This window comes from Thermodesulfobacteriota bacterium (assembly GCA_040756475.1).
Taxonomy (GTDB): Bacteria; Desulfobacterota; Deferrisomatia; order Deferrisomatales; family JACRMM01; genus JBFLZB01.
In genome coordinates this window covers 22,160-37,174 of sequence record JBFLZB010000023.1, presented here as the reverse complement: position 1 = coordinate 37,174, position 15,015 = coordinate 22,160, and the positions used below count along the sequence as shown (strand labels likewise).

The following is a 15,015-nucleotide window of genomic DNA, read 5'->3' as shown; positions in this document are numbered from 1 at the left end:
GGTCGCGCCGGAGGCGTGGCTCCCTCGGGAGCCGTCCCGGTGACCGCCGAGGTCCATGGTGACCCCCAGGGAAGGGAAGTAGCCCGCGTCCTTCACCGTCTCGATGAGCCGGGCCGGCTCCCAGAGGCCCACCGGGATCCCCACCCGCACGAAGACGGGTGGCGGCGCCGGGCAGGTGCACACCGGGCTCGAGATGGCCGAGAAGCCGCTCGGGCTCGAGCTGTCGTTCCCCCGGATCTCGATCCCCGCGATGGAGATGGGGAAGATCTCCTGCCAGGCGATGTCCGCGACCGGGTTCAGGGGTCTCCCGGCCCTGGCCGGCGTTGCGCTCAGCACGAGAACGAGAGCGAGACAGGCCCAGCCTAGAAGGCTACGGGTCCGGCTCATGGGCCTCACTCCTGATCTGGGCTGCGGTCTCGGCCCCGGCCACCTCCCTGCTCTTCGCCACATCGATCTCTCTCACCTCCATGGCCTTCGCGGCCTGCCATACGACTGAGGGAACGGCCTCCAGCCGGAGCCGCTGCCGGAGGGGGCTCGTAAGGTAGAAGACAGGGCGCCCCAGTGCGGCACCCACCTCGGACCAGCTCCCCCCGGAGAGGAGGAGCCGCACCCGGGGATCCCGGGCCAGGCGGGACTCCCGGAACCAGGCGACCTGCTCCGGGTCGTCCCCGTCCAGGACCACGAGGACATTCGGGTAGAAGACGTACTCCAGGGGGTTGAAAGCGAACCCCTTGGGGTAGAGGATCCCGCCCTTCCCGTCCGGGAGGTCCACCTCCAAGGTGTAGGTCATGTCCACCAGCCGGGTCCTCTCCTCCCCGGCCCGAGGCAGGGACGCCAAGTCCACGGGGCGGTAGTCCAGGACCAGAGACCGCCGCTTCTCCTCGGGCAGGACCTCCTCCCAGCGGATCGCCGCGGCCCGCTCCTCGATCTCCTGGAGGGCGTCCGGCTCGGCGATGGGGTAGACCCGGCCCACCTGGCCCAGATCCTTAGCCGAGACAGGGGCAGTGGCCGAGGCGACCAACACGGCGACCCCGAGCATCGTCCAGACCGAGGCAGCCCTACAGCCGCTCGTAGAAGGCATCGATCCGCTCCTGCATCTCGCCCTGGACGGCCTCCGGAGGCGGGGTCGCGAGGTCCCCGAAGAACTCGGAGAAGTCGATCTGGCTGAAGTCCAGGGCCTGGAACTCCTCGGGGGTGAACCCCTCGCAGCGGGGGTTCTCCGGCGTGCCCCAACCGCCGGTCGCCCCGAAGGCCTGCAGCTGGGGCCGGCCCTGCTCCTGGACGATCCGGCCGAGCTTCGTGGAGAAGACGCAGTAGACCCGGGCCCGCTGGACGCAGCCGATAAAGCGGATGCGCTTCTTGCAGTAGCTCCCCAGGTCGACGGCCCGCTCGTCGGCCTTTGCCATGGCTGTCTCCAGGGCTTCCTCCCCGCACTGCTCCCGCAGGAAGAGGAACCGGTCTCGGTCGGTGTCGCAGCAGTCGAACCAGGTGGTCTGGTACCCGGGAGGCAGACACTCGGAGGGTTTGCCGTTGAAGATCAGGAAGAGCCCCGAGCAGGTACCGGTGGCCGGGTCGACCGTGCCGTCGTCCCCGTAGGCCGTGCGGTCGGCCTCGGTGTCCACCGGGGGCTGGGCCGCGAGGTCCACGCAGGGGTTCGGGGAGCACTGGTTCCGGCCCGCCCCCGAGTCCCCGCAGGCGTAGCCCCCCAGCGGGCACGTGAGGTCCCCCACGTAGCAGCCGTCCTCGGCCGGCTCGTAGGTGCCCGTGGCGCACGCTACCGGCGCCTCGCACCGGTCGAGAGGCGGGGCCACGTACCCGTAGCCCGGCGGGCAAACGACCACTGGCACCCGGGCCAGGGGCTCCACCTGGCAGACGTCCCGGATCGGGTCCAGGGCTCCGCCCTCGGGGCAGGCAGGGGCCTCGTAGGTGGGCGTGCAGTCCACCGTCCCCACCGGGCAGAGGTCGTCCACGCAGGTGGCGAGCTCCCCGGCGGCCTCCTCGATGAGCCCGTCGCCGTCCAGGTCCTGGCCGCAGACGACGCCCGTGAGCTGGGCAAGACCTTGGCTCGTCCCGGCGACAAGGAGAGACAGGGCCAGGCCCAGGGTGAGGCGCAGGTTCGCTCTTCGTCCCATGGCTCACTTCCTCGTCCCGTCGGAGCAGATGAGGTCCTCCTGGGCCGCCCGCAGCGACAGGAGCACCGTGGCCGCCTCGGCGAACTCGTCGATGCACTGGCAGGGGATGAGGAGCTCCTCGCCGGCCTCCCGAGGGCAGGTGTCGTCCGGCCCGCAGCTCTTGTAGAAGAGGTCGTAGCCCTCGGTGCTGAGGCGTTGGTCGGCGACGTGGCCCGTGCTCCCCGCCTGGGTGTTCTCCCGGGGCCGGCGGGTCTTGCAGGCGCGCTCGCACTCGCCGGGGGCCGGGGTGAGGCCGACCTCGATCGCGCCGTCCTCGGTCACCCACGCGCCGGTCTCGTCGCGCCTTCGGTCCGTGTAGGTGAGCGTGCCGGCCCCGAAGGCCACACTGGAATCGATCGCGCCCAGCCGCGCCTCGGCATCGGCGAAGTCGAAGGCCGCCGCGTCGGTGCAGAGGTAGGTCCGCTCCCGTCGCCACCAGGCCGGGGTGACGTTCAGAAGGCAGCTCCCGCCGGTGATCGTGCGGGTCTCCCCCAGGGGGACGAGGCCGGTGGGGTTCGCGTTCCGGACGGTGACGACGCCGTCCACCGCCTCGTCCTGGAGCGTGCAGTCCGGGTCCGCCTCGAAGCCGGCGCAGAGGTTGGCCACCGCCTCCACGGGGTCACAGCTCTCGTCCACCTCGATCCGGATCACGGCGTACCCCTCGCCGTTGTTCCCCACGAAGACCCGCGCGTTCCCCTGGAGGAGCCCGGGGCTTCGGAAGTGCGCCGTGACGTCCAGGTTGGGGTAGGAGGTGGTGTTCCCGGCGGTGCGGCTGCACCCCGTGCCGTCGAAGTCGCAGAGCCGCGGCTGCCCGAAGACCACGGTGCCGCCGAGCACCACCAGGGTCGTGTCGTCGGCGTGGACCTCGGTGAGGACGGCCCGTGTGACCCGTCCGGGACGGGCGACGTAGAGCTCCCGGGTCTGATCCACGATGCTGTTGTCCGGCATCCAGCTCGACGCCGTGTGCCGCCCCAGGACCCACTGGACGACCGTCCGGCCGGTCGCCGGGTCGATCGCAACCGTGAAGGACCCCTCGGTGCCGCCCCGGTCCTCCAGGATGTCGGCCCAGGTCACCTCCTCCAGGGTGACGCTTCGCTCCACCGTGCAGGCGGAGCGGCTCGCGCCGGTGCCGGCCCGGGTCATGGCGCCGGTGGTAAGGCTGTAGAGGCTCTCCGGGTCGCCGCTCTGGGTCAGGAGCTCGGCCTGGGCGTCGGCGTCGAACGCCGGGGTGTCCCGGTAGTAGCGCTGCTGGGTGACCGCGGTGGCCGGGCCGGGCGCCGCGTCCCCAACCCGCTGCCCGTAGTAGGTGATGGTCGGCGGGTCCACCCGGACCTCGGAGACCGAGAAGTCTGGCCGAGCCGCCTGGGTCGCGCCCACGGCGCCGCCCCCCAGGTCCTGGAGGACCAAAGCGAGGTTTGTCCACACCAGGTTCGAGCCGCAGTCGTTGTTGAGGCAGTAGCAGCCCCCCAGGGACGAGGCCGGGACCTCCCTGAGGCCCACCCGGCCGGAGCCGTCGGCCACCCACTCGTGGAAGCGGCAGCTCGACCAGGTCCCCGGCTGGCAGCCGATGACCCCGTTGGCGCAGACGCCGGAGACCCAGAAGGGAACGGTGTAGAGGGCATCTGGAGTGCCGTCGAGGTCCGTGTCCTGGCTCACCTGCACCACCTGGAGGTCCCCGGTCCCGGCGGGCTGGGCGAGGACGGTGAGGTAGGCCTCGCTCGATGGGGCGGCCAGCTGGGCGGAGAAGGCGGTCTCTCCGTCCAGGGTCTCCATGGGCGTGCCGCCCGAGGTCAAGGGGAGCGTCGCGCTCTGCCGGAAAACGTCCTTTCGCCCGTAGGCGGAGTGGACCTGCCCGTAGGCGGCGCTCGCCGCGTCCTCGGCTTCGCCGGCCACGGCGTTCCCTCCGAAGACCCCGGCCCAGAGCAGTGCCGCGATGGCGGCCTTGCCGCTTCCGCTAAGCATCCCGCTCCTCCAGCATGCGGCGGATCGCCTCGGCGTACGTCATCCCCCGGGCCACGGCCCGCTCGATCGCGGCGTTCTCCTTCCCGTTCGAGGTGCAGACCCCGTAGAAGAAGGGGTCCACCACGAGGCGGAGCACCCCGACCCCGAAGGGCGTGTCGGCGAAGATCTCCGAGTAGTCCCCCTTCTTGGAGGCCAGGCTCTGGAGGATGCGCATGGTGAAGTCGTCGTAGTCGACGAGGCCCTTCTGCTTCGCCTTGTGGAACCCCGAGGACTGGAGAAAGAGCTTGAAGGAGCTGTTGTTCAGGATCACCTGGCCCACCTTCCCGAACTGGGCCAGGTCCTCGATCGACTGCACGATGATCCCGAAGGAGCCCTGGTACTTGCGGGCCCGGCGGTAGCCCTCGTTGATCACCTGGGTGAGGGTGTCGGCCTCGTGCTCCAGGAACTGCCAGGCCTCGTCGAACATGACGAACCGCTCCCGGGAGCGGTCGGAGAGGTAGAGGTCCTGGGTGACGGCGTTGATCACGAGCAGCGTCACCACCCGGAAGAGCGAGGTCTGGCCCTTGAGGTGCTCGAGCTCCAGGACCACGAACTCGTCCGATCGAATGTCGAAGGTCGAGCGCCCGTTGAAGTAGCGCCCGAAGGTCCCCTGGCTCGTGAACTCCCGGAGGTTGAAGGAGAGCATCCCGGCCTGCTCGACGATCTTGGGGTGTTTGAGCATGGGGGCGTCCTCGAGACCCGGCACCTCCTTCAGGTTCGCCAGAAAGTGGTAGATCGCGTCGACGTCGGCCTCGTTCTCCTCCTGGGCCCAGGCCCACTGAACCGCCGAGCGGATGAGCGAGCTCTCGGTCTCCGAGGGCCGGGCGCCGGAGCGGCTGTAGATCATCTGCGCCACCACCGCGTCCACCACCTGGAGCTCGTGCTCGGGCTCCACGATGTGGGTGAAGGGGTTGAGGCACAGGGGCTTCCCGCCCGCTCCGGCCTCGCCGAAGTCGATGTAGCGGCCGTTCGTGATCCGGGCGAGCTTCTTGTAGCTCCCGCCGATGTCCACGACGCGGACCATGGCCTCGTTCGCCCAGTAGTTGTAGGCGACGTAGTTGGTGAGGAAGCTCTTCCCCGAGCCGCTCTCCGCGGCGATGAGGAAGTTGTGGTTGTTCGCCCGGGCGTCGAAGAAGTCCAAGGTCGCGAGCTGGCCCTTCCGGCCGACGAAGAGGAGCGCGGGCTTCCCCCCGCCGGCGAAGTCGGCCTGGACGGGGAGGATCGCGGTCGCGGCCTCGGAGTCCACGATCGCGTCTCGGGCGATGTTCTCGAGGTTCTTTCCCTGGAGGTAGAGCCCGAACGGGAGCGAGAGGAGGAAGAGGACCTTCAGGATCCCCCGGTCCTGCTGCATGACGTAGCCCGAGTTTTCCCAGATGCGCTTGGCGCGGGTCAGAGCCTCGGCCACGAGCTGCTTGTCCCTCCCCCAGACCCAGAGGGTCGGAAGGGCCCGGACGAAGACCGCCCCGCGCTCGAGCGAGTCCACGGCGCGGAGGTACTCCTCCTTTTTCCGGGCGAGGCTCGGGGCGAAGCTCCCGGCCGCGCCCTGTCCCAGGACCAGGTTGCATTTGGCGTGGAGCCGGGGCGCGAGGCTCTCGAAGATCAGGTTCAGAGAGAGGAGGAACGGCGTCTGGATCTGGTCGGCGTCGCTCACCAGGCCCCACACCCCGCCGGCGAGTTGGTTCGTGCTGAAGAGGTCCACCTCCTTGGGGTTCGCCTTGGGGGTGAGGCAGGCCCAGGCGTTCTCGCCGATGGCGAGGTGGCGGCCCTGGTCCCCGATCCCGGTCTCCGCGTAGATCACCTGGTCGCGGATCGCGCGCTCGGCGTCGTAGTGGGCGGCGTTCCCTCCGGCGTCGTCGTTGAAGAGCCGCCGCGCCCAGGCGAGCAAGGCCTCGGGCGTCACGCTCCGGGGCCAGAGGGAGGCGCCCTGGAGGATCTCCTCGGTGCTCGCCCGGAGGTCCTCCCAGCGAAGCGGCGAGGTCTTGTCCATGGGGACCTTGAGCCCCACGAAAAGCCGGAAGTCCCGGGCCGGGATGCCGGCGAGCTTGGCGATCCCCGCCGTGCCCTCCCGGAGGAAGGCCGTGAACTCGGCGACGCAGGCCTCCACCGTCGGGTCGGCCCGGGTCTTCAACTCTCGATAGGAGGCCAGGTGCCCCTCCAGATGGGGGTCGGCGTGGAGCACGAACTGGAGGACCGAGCCCTCAGGGAGGCCGAGCCGGAAGAGGCCATCGAGACCGTTCGCTGTCTGGGCCGAGGCGAAGGCGAGCGGGTGGCACTCCCACAGCGCCCCCACGGTGCCGTCCTGGAGGACATAGGTGTCGGTCTCCCCGTCGTAGGCGAGCCAGGGGAGGTAGACCGAGAAGGGGTGGCGGTCGGCCGCCCGGAGGAGATCCGAGAACCGCAGGCCCTGCTCTGAGGCGTCCCGCACCCGCTGGCCGAAGGACCGTAGTTGAGCCAGCATCACTTCCTCTCCTGCTCCGTGAGGTAGGTGCCGAGCACCCAGCGGGGCCCCTTCACCATCACGTAGACGTAGCGCTCCATGAAGAGCTCGCCCCCCTCCCCCTCGTAGGGCAGGAGCCAGACCCGGAGGACCTCCGGGGGAGCCACCAGCGGCGTGTGCGGCTCCTGCACCAGGCCGGCCAACCGACGGTAGAGCGCCCCCTGGTACGCCTCGGCCGGGGTGGGCGTCGGAGGCTCCGGAGGCTCCTCGCAGGGCTCCGGGGTCGCGACCTCCGGGCACCAATCGTCCCCGCAGTCCGGCCAGTTGGGGCACGGCTCGCAGGGGGGCTCCTTCACGATCTCCCGGGGGCAGTCCCGGTGGGGAGCGAGGTCTCGGCCGAAACCGAGGGCCTCGTCGTAGGCCTCCCCGACGCTGATGCACTTCCCGTCGTCCAGGGGCGGGCACTTGAAGTCGCTCCGGTAGGGGTTCACCACGCTGCAGCCGCCCAGGAAGAGGATGCCGAGCAGCAAAGCGCCCAGGGGGGCCGCAGAAGACCGCGTTCTTCTCATCCGCTTCACCGCCTCGTCCTTTCCGTCACGGGACCGGGCTCACGTCCCGGATCTCCAGGTTGACGCCCTCGCTGATTACCACCGTGACTCCCTTGGCCGCCCCGACCTCGATCACCGGGGTGGCCTGCTTGGCGAGCTCCAGGTAGAAGTCCCGAAGGGTGTTGGCGCCGGCGGCGAGCCCCCCGCCCAGGGAGGCCCGGGCGAGGTTCTCGCTGTCCACGATCTGGGTGGCGCCAAGCGGCGAGATCGTCTGGGCCGTGCTCGCCGACTGAATCACCTCGCCGGCGCCCCCGAAGATCCCGGCGATCACCGCCCGGGCCGTGGCCGCGCCCATCTTGGAGACGACGCGGCCCCCGAGGCCGACCTTCCCGTCCACGTCCACCACGAAGCCCTTCACCGGCTGGTCGATCACGGCCTGCCCCTCCCGGTCGAGACAGCTGAGCGACACGAGCCGCACCATGGCCCGCTCCTTGGCGAGTGACCCCGTGGCCTCGGCGATCACGAAGCAGCCGCGGAGGTTCGCCTTGACCCGGTTGGGGAGCACCGCCGGCTTCTGGACGCGGAGCAGCAGCGGCTCCGGGCTCTTCCTACCTTCCCCAGAGGTAGAGGCGTCGAGCCCGGTAAGCAGGGTCGCCTCCATGAAGGAAGGAGGCAGGTAGACCGACTCCGTCCGGTCTTTTTTTTTCTGCTCCGGCGCCTTGGCCTTGGCCGCGCCCGCGGCGTTGGACGCGACCTCGATGCCGCCGACGATCTCCTCCACCGGCTCCATGGCCGGCTGGGGGAGCGGCGAACGTCCCATCGGGGCGGGCGGGACGGGCGTGGGCTGCGGGGCCGGGGCAGGCGCCGGCTTCGGGTCGGGGAGCCGTGCGACCTCGTCGGCTGTGGGCAGGCGCAGGGAGCTGGGGTCCGGCCCGGCCGACTCCTCCGGTGGCGGCTCGGTGCGCGCCGGCAGACGGTCCGGCTTGGTCGATGCCGAACCCGGTCCGTCCTTCCCCTGCTTCCCCTTCTCCTTGGCGAGCGCCTCGAGCTGGCGCTGGAGGTCCAGGTACTTGGCCCGCTCCAGGCTCTCCCCGTCCAGGGTGAGCTCGCGCACCAGGGGGGCCTCCCGGCGGCGCGGCGCCGGGTCCGGCCGGTAGCCGAGCATGAAGAGGCCGGCCGCGAGGGCCAGGATGCCGAAGAGCACCAGCCGGCGCTTTCGCTTCGGCGGGAGGCCGGAGAACCACTTCGAGAGGCGCTCCATGGCTCAGCTCCCCTGGGCGAGCTCGACCACGAAGACGCGCGTGGTCTCGCCGGGCTGGAGGTTCGTCTTCTCGATGGCCACGGCGGCCTTGCGCTCGGGGCCCAGCGCCGGATCGGCGAAGAGTGGCTCGGCCAGGTGACGTTCACCGCCTTCGGGCTTGGCGGTCACGTGGAGCTCCTTCACCTGGAGCCCCTCGCCCTCGACCACCACGAGGCGGCGGACCACCACGGTGAGGTTGGGAGACAGGGCCACGGGCCGGTTCAGCGGCCGGACGAGATAGCTCTCCGGGAGCTCCCCGGTGTAGGCCTCCCGGATCAGAGTCACGAGCTTGAGCTCCCGGGGGAGACCGCCCAGGTGCGCGCGGTTCTCCCGCACCGCGTCCCCCTTGGGGGCGGCGAGGCGGATCGGGGGCGGCGGGATCCGCCGGGGTTGGGCGATCAGGGTGTAGACCGCGCCGCCGCAGACCACGTAGAGCTCGGTGGGCTCGGTGGCGTAGAGCGTCTCGGTGCCCTTCTTCCGGACCAGGAACTTCACGAAGGCCTCCCGGTCGAGGAAACGGACGCTCACCCCCTTCTCCGCCGAGTAGACGACGTCCTGGATGGGTTCCGCGCAGGTCACCCGGTTCACGTCCGTGGAGCTCATCTCCACCACCGTCGGGGTTTCCGGGTGGACGACGACGTTCCGGAACGAAAGGTCGGGTTCGAGGACAGGCTCCGGCTCGGTGGCGCCGGCCGTCGCCGCCAGGACGAGGGCGAGGGTGAAGACCGCCAGGCAGGGACACCTCCGGTGGAGGCTAGTCTTTCGCTTCATAAGGCTCATTCGGTGGTCTCCTCCTTCTCGCCGGGCGCCGGCTGTTGGATGGCTGCCTCCAGCTCCGCCTCCTCCGCCTTCTCCACGAGCCCGAGGATCTGGAAGCGGCCGTCCACGAGCTCGTAGCGGAGCACGTAGGTCCGCCGGGCGCTCTCCACGAGGAGGTCGTCGGTGTAGAGCTTGCGGTGCCCCTCGATCTCGATCCGGCCCCGAGCCTCCTCGGGGCGGATCTTCAGGGGGTAGAAGACCCCGGAGACCTTGGCGCCCTCGATGTCCCGGGCCATGGCGTAGAAGGTCTTCCGCCCGGTCCCGTAGGCTCGCGGGGAGTAGAGGGTGAGGAGTTCCTCGAAGTTGCCGCTCGCCGTGGCAGGGGTGACGTTGAGCGCCAGGCCCACGGCGTAGCGCGCGAACTCCCGCACGTACTCCGGGCTCGCCCGGTCCCCGACGAACTCGACCTGGTGGTTGAGGGACGCGGGGAGGAGGATCGTCCGCTGGTAGCGAAGCGCCCGGACCGTGGCCACCCCCTGCACCGCCTCGGCCAGGACCAGCGCCACCACCGCGAACTGGAGGAGCCGGTTCTGGGAGGTGAGGTTGCTCTTCTCGTCGAGAAACTTCGCGGCCCTCATTCGGAGAACTCCCGCTCCCAGTACTCCGGGTAGCCCTTCAAGCGGGTGAGCCCGAGGAAGTAGAAGACGTGGCGGAGGAAGTCCTTCGGGTACTCGCGCTTCAAGCGCACGAAGGCGTAGCTCCCGAGGAAGGGCAGGAACCAGAACACCCCGCCGAACATCATCGCCAGGCCCACGAAGAGGAGGATCACGGCGAGCTCGTCGCTCTCCCACCACAGGAACTGCATGGGCCGGGAGAGGTACTGCGGGAAGGGCACGCGCTTCATGACATCCTCGAAGACGGAAAAAGGGGAGGGACGCGTCTGGGGCGCCGCGCCCCTCCCGAGGGCCGGGAGGGCCCGCTAGCCGATGAGGGCGCCGAGGCTCTGGACGATGGTGTCGGCCTTGACGATCGCGCCGGTGCCCAGCAGCGCGCCGATGGCGGGGATCCACTGGGACTTGTAGCCAAGGAAGGCCGCGCCGGCGATGCCGATGCCGGCCCCCGCGTAGCCGACCGGGCCGTCCTTGATGTCCATGAAGAGGCTGTAGACGTCGTAGCCGAGGTCGCCGACTGCGGGCACCGGCAGGGCCAGGGCCGTGCCGGCCGCGGCGACGGCCGCGGTCGCGACGAGCAGGATGAGGCCGGTCTTGCCGCGGAGCTTCCGGAAGGTCTTTCGCATGCTCTTCTCCCCTGAGGTGGGTGCCGCCTACGGCAGCAGGTTGCGGATGGCGTCGAGGTCGGCCCCAGCCACGTGCTCGCCGCCGATCCAGTAGTGCGGTGTCCCTCGGACGCCGAGCTCCTCCACGAGACGGACGTGCTCCTCCAATCGGCCCGTGGGCTCGAACCCGGGCAGCGGGTCCTCGTCGTAGCGACCGGAGAAGACCTCGGCGTAGGCCGCCGCCGGGTCGGGAGCCGCGAGGATGTACTGGGCCTTGGCCCGGGCCTGGGGATGGCTCGGCAGGGGATGGAAGAAGACGTAGCGGGTGACGTCGCTCCGGGTCTCGAGGTAGTCGCTGCCCCGCCGGCAGAAGGGGCAGTCGGGGTCGGTGACCTCGATCACCACCGTGGGGCCGTCGCCGAGCTTCACGGCCCGGTCGAGGGGGAGGCGGGCGACCTTCTCGGCCAGGAGGCGCTCCTTCCGCGCCGCGGTGAGGCTCACGCCCTCCTTGGACCAGAGCTCCCCGAAGAAGAGGTGTCCGGTGGCCGGGGCGAAGTAGAAAACGTTGTCGCCGGCGACCACCTCGAAGAGGCCCTCCACCGGGGTCGGGTGGACCGCCGTGACCCCGAGCCGGGGGAAGATCTGCCGCAGTGTCGTCTCCGCGTCGGAGGAGCTCTCTTCCGCGAAGGCCCAGCTCATGAACAGACCCGCCAGGAGCAACGTGAAGCAGACGATCCGAAGAGAACTTCTCACGGCGACTCCTCCAGGATGGTGTCGGGGTCCTGGGTGCCCACGTCGTGGACCCAGGGGTCCGGGCACAGGGCCCTCGTTCTGGGGTCCTCGCTGTCCATCGAGTTGAGACTCCCCTGCCCTGCCCCTCCAGGGCCCCCGCCCTGCGGCTTCGTTGCGCCTCCCACCCGGACCGCGAGGTGGGGCACCCGAGGTACAGGCGATCCAAACGCTTCGGCGTCTTCCGCAGAGACCAGCCAGGTGCGCTCACTGACCAGGAAGCGAGCGAGGCCACCCGGGTGCTGGAAACGCTCCTGGCAGAGGACGTCTGCCTGCGCGGCGCCGGCCGCGAGAAGCCCTGCCACAAGACCCCACCTCCGGACGTTCACTGCTCTCTCCTCCTCCCGCTCTCCGGGCTTCGCTTCCTGCCCTCACTTACGTATTCGTCCGCGGTGGAACACGGCGGCCCCCCTTCGCCGGACTTCCCTTGTTCAACCGGCCGCATCGAGCGCTTGCTTCTCCCGGCGCGCGCCCTCCTCCGCTTGGGCCTGCCCCCGCGCCAGGAGCCCGGCTGCGGCGCGCCGGCTGATCTTGAGGGTCCGGGCGATCTCCTTGGGGTCCGCGCGGCCGTGTCCGAGGTGGCCGAGGGCCAGGAGCCAGGCGAGCTGCTGGCGCGGGGTCATCCAGCGCAGGGCCTTCCAGACCAGCGCTTCCCGCTCGGCCGCTTCCTCTCCGCCAGCGCTCTTCCGATCTCCCTCCGAGCCTCCGGCCGACGGGTCCAGGGGCCGGTCCTCGGGGCGAAGGCTCGCCGGCGCGTCGCGGCGAATGGCCAGCTCGTCTCGGCACTCCCGCCGGAAGCGGATGAAGCAGTAGGAAGTGAAGCGCTCGGGTTGCCTCGAGCGAACGCAGTCCTTCCAGGCGTGGAAGGCGGCCAGGACGGCCTGCTGCAGGTAGTCCTGCCGATCGTAGGGGGCGTAGCCCGCGTAGCGCTCGGCCTGACGGACGATCAACTTCCGGTGCTCCTCCACCCACCGGGTCGCCTGCTCCCAGGCCTCGGCATCGGCAGCCCCGTCCCCCTCGGGGGAGGTCCGCGGCAAGACCCCCGTGCGCGACCTGCTCACTCGGGCCTCTTCCCTCTCGCGGCTGCGCCTTCGTGGAGTCCCGTCGGAAATCCCCGTGTCATCCCGCCACGCCGCCATTCGTTCCATGCCTCTTCCCTCCCAGGCCTCCGCCCCGATCCTCGTTCTGTGCACCGTTCGCAGCAATATCACGCGATACTCGCACAGGTCAACCAGAAACTGCGAATTTCGCCCCCGCGCGGCTCGAGATAGGTGCACCTCTCTATGTCTGCACAATCCAGCCTATAAAGGTCTCTCTTCGCTCATCCCTGGTTGACACCCCCGGCTTCCCGTGTATAATGCGCACATGATGACGCTACCGAGCGTGTGCGACAGAGTGCGCCAGACGCGTGAGCGGCTTGGCTGGAGCCAGGCGGAGCTGGCGGAGCGCACCGAGGTATCCCGGGACACGGTGGGCCGGATCGAGCGGGGTCAGCTGCCCGACCCGGTCTTCCTGGGGAAGCTCAGCGAGGAGGCAGGCGTGTCCTGCGATTGGCTCGTGCTGGGCCGCGAGCCCCTTCCGAGGGAGCGGGGAGACCGCGGGGGCCCGGACGAGTCCATTTTGGCGGGCGTGATCGAGGGCGTGGAGGCGGAGCTCCAGGAGCTGGGGACAAGCCTGGAGCCGAAGAAGAAGGCCGAGCTCGTGGTGCTGCTCTACGACATGATGGGACACGAGGAAGGGGCCCAGCCGGGCCGGGCCCACATCGCGAGGATGGTCAAACTGGCAACCTGAGACCGTCGGAGGACAAGGGGGAGATCATGGACGACAGGGTACGGCACATCACGGCACGGAGAGTCCGTCACATCATGCGGAGCGCGGCTTCGGACAAGGTCGTGCCCCTCCACCCAGAACCACCCTCTTCCCCGAAACGCTCCCGAGCAGCATTCCTTCGGGTTCTGTTTGCCGCCCCGATCGTGGCGTTGCTTCCCATGAGCGGCGGGACTCCTGTCCCTCCGAAGCCGGTGAGCGTGGCGCTTTACAACCCGGACGCGAACTGCGGCATATCGAAGTTCCGGATGGCCGAGTGCAACCAGAACGAGTACATCCACGAGGTCCTCCTGGGAGGGCGTCCGCAACACAGCCCCCACCCGGGCGAGAACCAGGAGTTTCCCGTCTTTTGAGATCGGCACGGCCAAGATGACCGTAACCTGATCTCGTCCGTTCTCGTCACTCCGGGACGCCGACAAATCGTCCCTCCCGCTCTTGATGCACCCCGACGGCTTTCCCGTGGGGCCGTCAAATGCAGGCCGGAGGGCTCTCGGAGCCCCAATCAGCCTCTCGGCACACCAACGCCCGCGTCCCGCAGGGCCTGCTCGTCCAGGCCGCGGCCGGCGCAACATGATGCGAGCTCGCCGTCGACCGCCACCGCGGGTACGGAACCTACCCCCAGGCTCTTGGCCCGGGCGGCCACCGCAGGGTCGTTCATGTCGAAGACCTGAACGTCGCAGTCCGGGCAGGCGAGAGCCTTCACCCGATCGACGGCTTCCCGACATACGGGACAGCCGGCACTGAAGATCTCCACCGTTCGTTTCGTGCTCATCTTGATCTCCTCGGTTCACGTTCCTGGGTTCGTCCCTCTCATTCGCCCTCTGTACCGGTCGGGACGCAGGCCGGGCAGGGTCTTGGCCGCTGCTTCGGCCAAACGTTCCAGATCGAGGCCCCGAGCAGAAAGGCGATCCCGCCGTACATCGCGGCCTGTGATCCGTAGGCGAACTTGCCAACCATCATGACGACGCCACCGACAACCCCGAGTGCCAACGGGCCGTAGCCCCGTCGTCTCTTGGCGCGAAACGCGAGGCCCGCCCACGCGAGGGCGAGTCCCCCTACGGTGAGGGGGAGCAGGTACGGCCCATAGTTGACCGCACCCAGCCCCAAGGCACTCGCCAGCGCGGCGTACGCAGGCCAGCATGCGGGGCACGTGATCTTTGGGAGCAGCGCCACACTCACCGCTGGGACCATCGTCAGGGCTGTGGCAAGGCCTCCACGACGGGCGTCTCTGGAGCTATCGGCTCCCCGATCGTCTGAAGCTGCCTTGGCCATCATAGTTCCTCTCCTTGGGAGCCAGCCCCCGCCGGGGGATGTTGCAGGGCATCGAGGATCGGGCACTCGCTCGTGGGGCCGCGGCCGGAGCACGCGGAAACCAAGCGCCCCAGCACGTCTCGCATGCGTTCGAGAGCGGCGATCTTCGCCTCGATGCCCGCCACCTTCGCTTCGGCTCGGGACCTCACCTCGGCGCAGCTCACCTGCGGGTCAACGCGCAGGGACAGAAGCTCCGCTGCTTCCTTGAGAGTGAACCCGAGAGCCTGCGCGTGTCGGAGAAAGCGGATCCGATCCACCACGGTCGCCGGGTAGCGGCGAAACCCCGAATCGGGTCGCTCCGGCTGGTCCACCAAGCCCTTCCGTTCATAGAACCGAACCGTCTCGACGCCCACCCCAGCCTCTCTCGCCACCTGCCCGATCGTTAGACCCCTCATCTCGTCACCTCCTCACTGCCAGTCTAATGTCCGTACTATGGTCCGGAATCAAGGGGGGGGTACGGAGAGGAAAACTCCGCGCGGGTGCGTGCTTCGTGGTCGGGTGCTGGGGCTCCCCCATGCTGGCCGTGTGGGCGTCCCTCTTCGAGTCGGCTTTCCTCCCGTTCGCGAAGCGTTCGCGAAGCCCCTGGTCGCCGGGGT

At 69.6% G+C, this 15,015-nt stretch carries 18 protein-coding genes; 2 read left to right on the top strand and 16 right to left on the bottom strand.

All coding sequences use genetic code 11. From position 1 onward, the window contains the following. The 13 genes from AB1578_05415 to AB1578_05355 form a co-directional block, all read right to left on the bottom strand. The coding region (locus AB1578_05415; GenBank protein MEW6487341.1) for a TraU family protein at positions 1–387 on the bottom strand (387 nt) is incomplete at its 3' end. Beyond that, positions 371–1,081 carry a hypothetical protein gene (locus AB1578_05410; GenBank protein MEW6487340.1) on the bottom strand — a complete coding sequence of 237 codons (711 nt, stop codon included), beginning with the start codon at positions 1,079–1,081 and terminating at the stop codon, positions 371–373. The genes AB1578_05410 and AB1578_05415, both read right to left, overlap by 17 nt. Beyond that, on the bottom strand, positions 1,059–2,132 hold the full coding sequence (gene traN, locus AB1578_05405; GenBank protein MEW6487339.1) for a conjugal transfer protein TraN: 1,074 nt from the start codon (positions 2,130–2,132) through the stop codon (positions 1,059–1,061). Before traN ends, AB1578_05410 begins: the two co-directional genes overlap by 23 nt. Before the next feature lie 3 nt (positions 2,133–2,135). Continuing rightward, entirely contained in the window at positions 2,136–4,133 is a 1,998-nt protein-coding gene (locus AB1578_05400; protein MEW6487338.1) for a hypothetical protein, read from the bottom strand. Further along, positions 4,126–6,630 carry a TraC family protein gene (locus AB1578_05395; protein MEW6487337.1) on the bottom strand — a complete coding sequence of 835 codons (2,505 nt, stop codon included), beginning with the start codon at positions 6,628–6,630 and terminating at the stop codon, positions 4,126–4,128. Before AB1578_05395 ends, AB1578_05400 begins: the two co-directional genes overlap by 8 nt. Beyond that, positions 6,630–7,178, bottom strand: coding sequence for a TraV family lipoprotein (locus AB1578_05390; GenBank protein MEW6487336.1), 549 nt, complete (start codon positions 7,176–7,178; stop codon positions 6,630–6,632). Before AB1578_05390 ends, AB1578_05395 begins: the two co-directional genes overlap by 1 nt. A 25-nt stretch (positions 7,179–7,203) precedes the next feature. Then, positions 7,204–8,418, bottom strand: coding sequence for a TraB/VirB10 family protein (locus AB1578_05385; GenBank protein ID MEW6487335.1), 1,215 nt, complete (start codon positions 8,416–8,418; stop codon positions 7,204–7,206). Between the two features lie 3 nt (positions 8,419–8,421). Beyond that, positions 8,422–9,237 (bottom strand): type-F conjugative transfer system secretin TraK, encoded by an 816-nt coding sequence (locus AB1578_05380; protein MEW6487334.1) that lies wholly within the window; start codon positions 9,235–9,237, stop codon positions 8,422–8,424. Next, positions 9,234–9,854 carry a type IV conjugative transfer system protein TraE gene (locus AB1578_05375; GenBank protein ID MEW6487333.1) on the bottom strand — a complete coding sequence of 207 codons (621 nt, stop codon included), beginning with the start codon at positions 9,852–9,854 and terminating at the stop codon, positions 9,234–9,236. The genes AB1578_05380 and AB1578_05375 overlap by 4 nt, the downstream gene beginning before the upstream one ends. Continuing rightward, positions 9,851–10,120: a type IV conjugative transfer system protein TraL gene (traL, locus tag AB1578_05370; GenBank protein MEW6487332.1), complete on the bottom strand. Its 270-nt coding sequence runs from the start codon at positions 10,118–10,120 to the stop codon at positions 9,851–9,853. The genes AB1578_05375 and traL overlap by 4 nt, the downstream gene beginning before the upstream one ends. A 75-nt stretch (positions 10,121–10,195) precedes the next feature. Then, a complete protein-coding gene (locus AB1578_05365) occupies positions 10,196–10,513 on the bottom strand; it encodes a hypothetical protein (GenBank protein MEW6487331.1) in 318 nt (105 codons plus the stop codon). Between the two features lie 27 nt (positions 10,514–10,540). Beyond that, entirely contained in the window at positions 10,541–11,245 is a 705-nt protein-coding gene (locus tag AB1578_05360; GenBank protein ID MEW6487330.1) for a DsbC family protein, read from the bottom strand. Positions 11,246–11,712: 467 nt separating this feature from the next. Further along, positions 11,713–12,342 carry a sigma-70 family RNA polymerase sigma factor gene (locus AB1578_05355; protein ID MEW6487329.1) on the bottom strand — a complete coding sequence of 210 codons (630 nt, stop codon included), beginning with the start codon at positions 12,340–12,342 and terminating at the stop codon, positions 11,713–11,715. 334 nt (positions 12,343–12,676) lie between these two features. Between AB1578_05355 and AB1578_05350 the strand changes: the two genes are divergently transcribed. Both AB1578_05350 and AB1578_05345 read left to right on the top strand, forming a co-directional pair. Next, positions 12,677–13,072, top strand: a complete 396-nt coding sequence (locus AB1578_05350) for a helix-turn-helix transcriptional regulator (GenBank protein MEW6487328.1) — start codon at positions 12,677–12,679, stop codon at positions 13,070–13,072. A gap of 230 nt (positions 13,073–13,302) precedes the next feature. Next, the gene (locus tag AB1578_05345) at positions 13,303–13,461 is read left to right on the top strand and encodes a hypothetical protein (protein MEW6487327.1); all 159 of its coding nucleotides are present in this window, start codon (positions 13,303–13,305) and stop codon (positions 13,459–13,461) included. Between the two features lie 149 nt (positions 13,462–13,610). On the opposite strand, the gene AB1578_05340 is transcribed toward AB1578_05345, so the two are convergent. The 3 genes from AB1578_05340 to AB1578_05330 all read right to left on the bottom strand — a co-directional run bounded on the left by AB1578_05340 (position 13,611) and on the right by AB1578_05330 (position 14,814). Continuing rightward, positions 13,611–13,880, bottom strand: a complete 270-nt coding sequence (locus tag AB1578_05340) for a thioredoxin family protein (GenBank protein ID MEW6487326.1) — start codon at positions 13,878–13,880, stop codon at positions 13,611–13,613. 38 nt (positions 13,881–13,918) lie between these two features. Further along, a complete protein-coding gene (locus AB1578_05335) occupies positions 13,919–14,299 on the bottom strand; it encodes a MerC family mercury resistance protein (GenBank protein MEW6487325.1) in 381 nt (126 codons plus the stop codon). 80 nt (positions 14,300–14,379) lie between these two features. Further along, positions 14,380–14,814: a MerR family DNA-binding protein gene (locus tag AB1578_05330; protein ID MEW6487324.1), complete on the bottom strand. Its 435-nt coding sequence runs from the start codon at positions 14,812–14,814 to the stop codon at positions 14,380–14,382. Positions 14,815–15,015: the final 201 nt, after the last annotated feature.

What these genes read in the sequence shown, in the direction of transcription:
- AB1578_05410 (MEW6487340.1), bottom strand. Translation starts at nt 1,081, where the DNA reads ATGCCTTCTACGAGCGGCTGTAGGGCTGCCTCGGTCTGGACGATGCTC.
- traN (MEW6487339.1), bottom strand. Translation starts at nt 2,132, where the DNA reads ATGGGACGAAGAGCGAACCTGCGCCTCACCCTGGGCCTGGCCCTGTCT.
- AB1578_05400 (MEW6487338.1), bottom strand. Translation starts at nt 4,133, where the DNA reads ATGCTTAGCGGAAGCGGCAAGGCCGCCATCGCGGCACTGCTCTGGGCC.
- AB1578_05395 (MEW6487337.1), bottom strand. Translation starts at nt 6,630, where the DNA reads ATGCTGGCTCAACTACGGTCCTTCGGCCAGCGGGTGCGGGACGCCTCA.
- AB1578_05390 (MEW6487336.1), bottom strand. Translation starts at nt 7,178, where the DNA reads ATGAGAAGAACGCGGTCTTCTGCGGCCCCCCTGGGCGCTTTGCTGCTC.
- AB1578_05385 (MEW6487335.1), bottom strand. Translation starts at nt 8,418, where the DNA reads ATGGAGCGCCTCTCGAAGTGGTTCTCCGGCCTCCCGCCGAAGCGAAAG.
- AB1578_05380 (MEW6487334.1), bottom strand. Translation starts at nt 9,237, where the DNA reads ATGAGCCTTATGAAGCGAAAGACTAGCCTCCACCGGAGGTGTCCCTGC.
- AB1578_05375 (MEW6487333.1), bottom strand. Translation starts at nt 9,854, where the DNA reads ATGAGGGCCGCGAAGTTTCTCGACGAGAAGAGCAACCTCACCTCCCAG.
- traL (MEW6487332.1), bottom strand. Translation starts at nt 10,120, where the DNA reads ATGAAGCGCGTGCCCTTCCCGCAGTACCTCTCCCGGCCCATGCAGTTC.
- AB1578_05365 (MEW6487331.1), bottom strand. Translation starts at nt 10,513, where the DNA reads ATGCGAAAGACCTTCCGGAAGCTCCGCGGCAAGACCGGCCTCATCCTG.
- AB1578_05340 (MEW6487326.1), bottom strand. Translation starts at nt 13,880, where the DNA reads ATGAGCACGAAACGAACGGTGGAGATCTTCAGTGCCGGCTGTCCCGTA.
- AB1578_05335 (MEW6487325.1), bottom strand. Translation starts at nt 14,299, where the DNA reads ATGGTCCCAGCGGTGAGTGTGGCGCTGCTCCCAAAGATCACGTGCCCC.
- AB1578_05330 (MEW6487324.1), bottom strand. Translation starts at nt 14,814, where the DNA reads ATGAGGGGTCTAACGATCGGGCAGGTGGCGAGAGAGGCTGGGGTGGGC.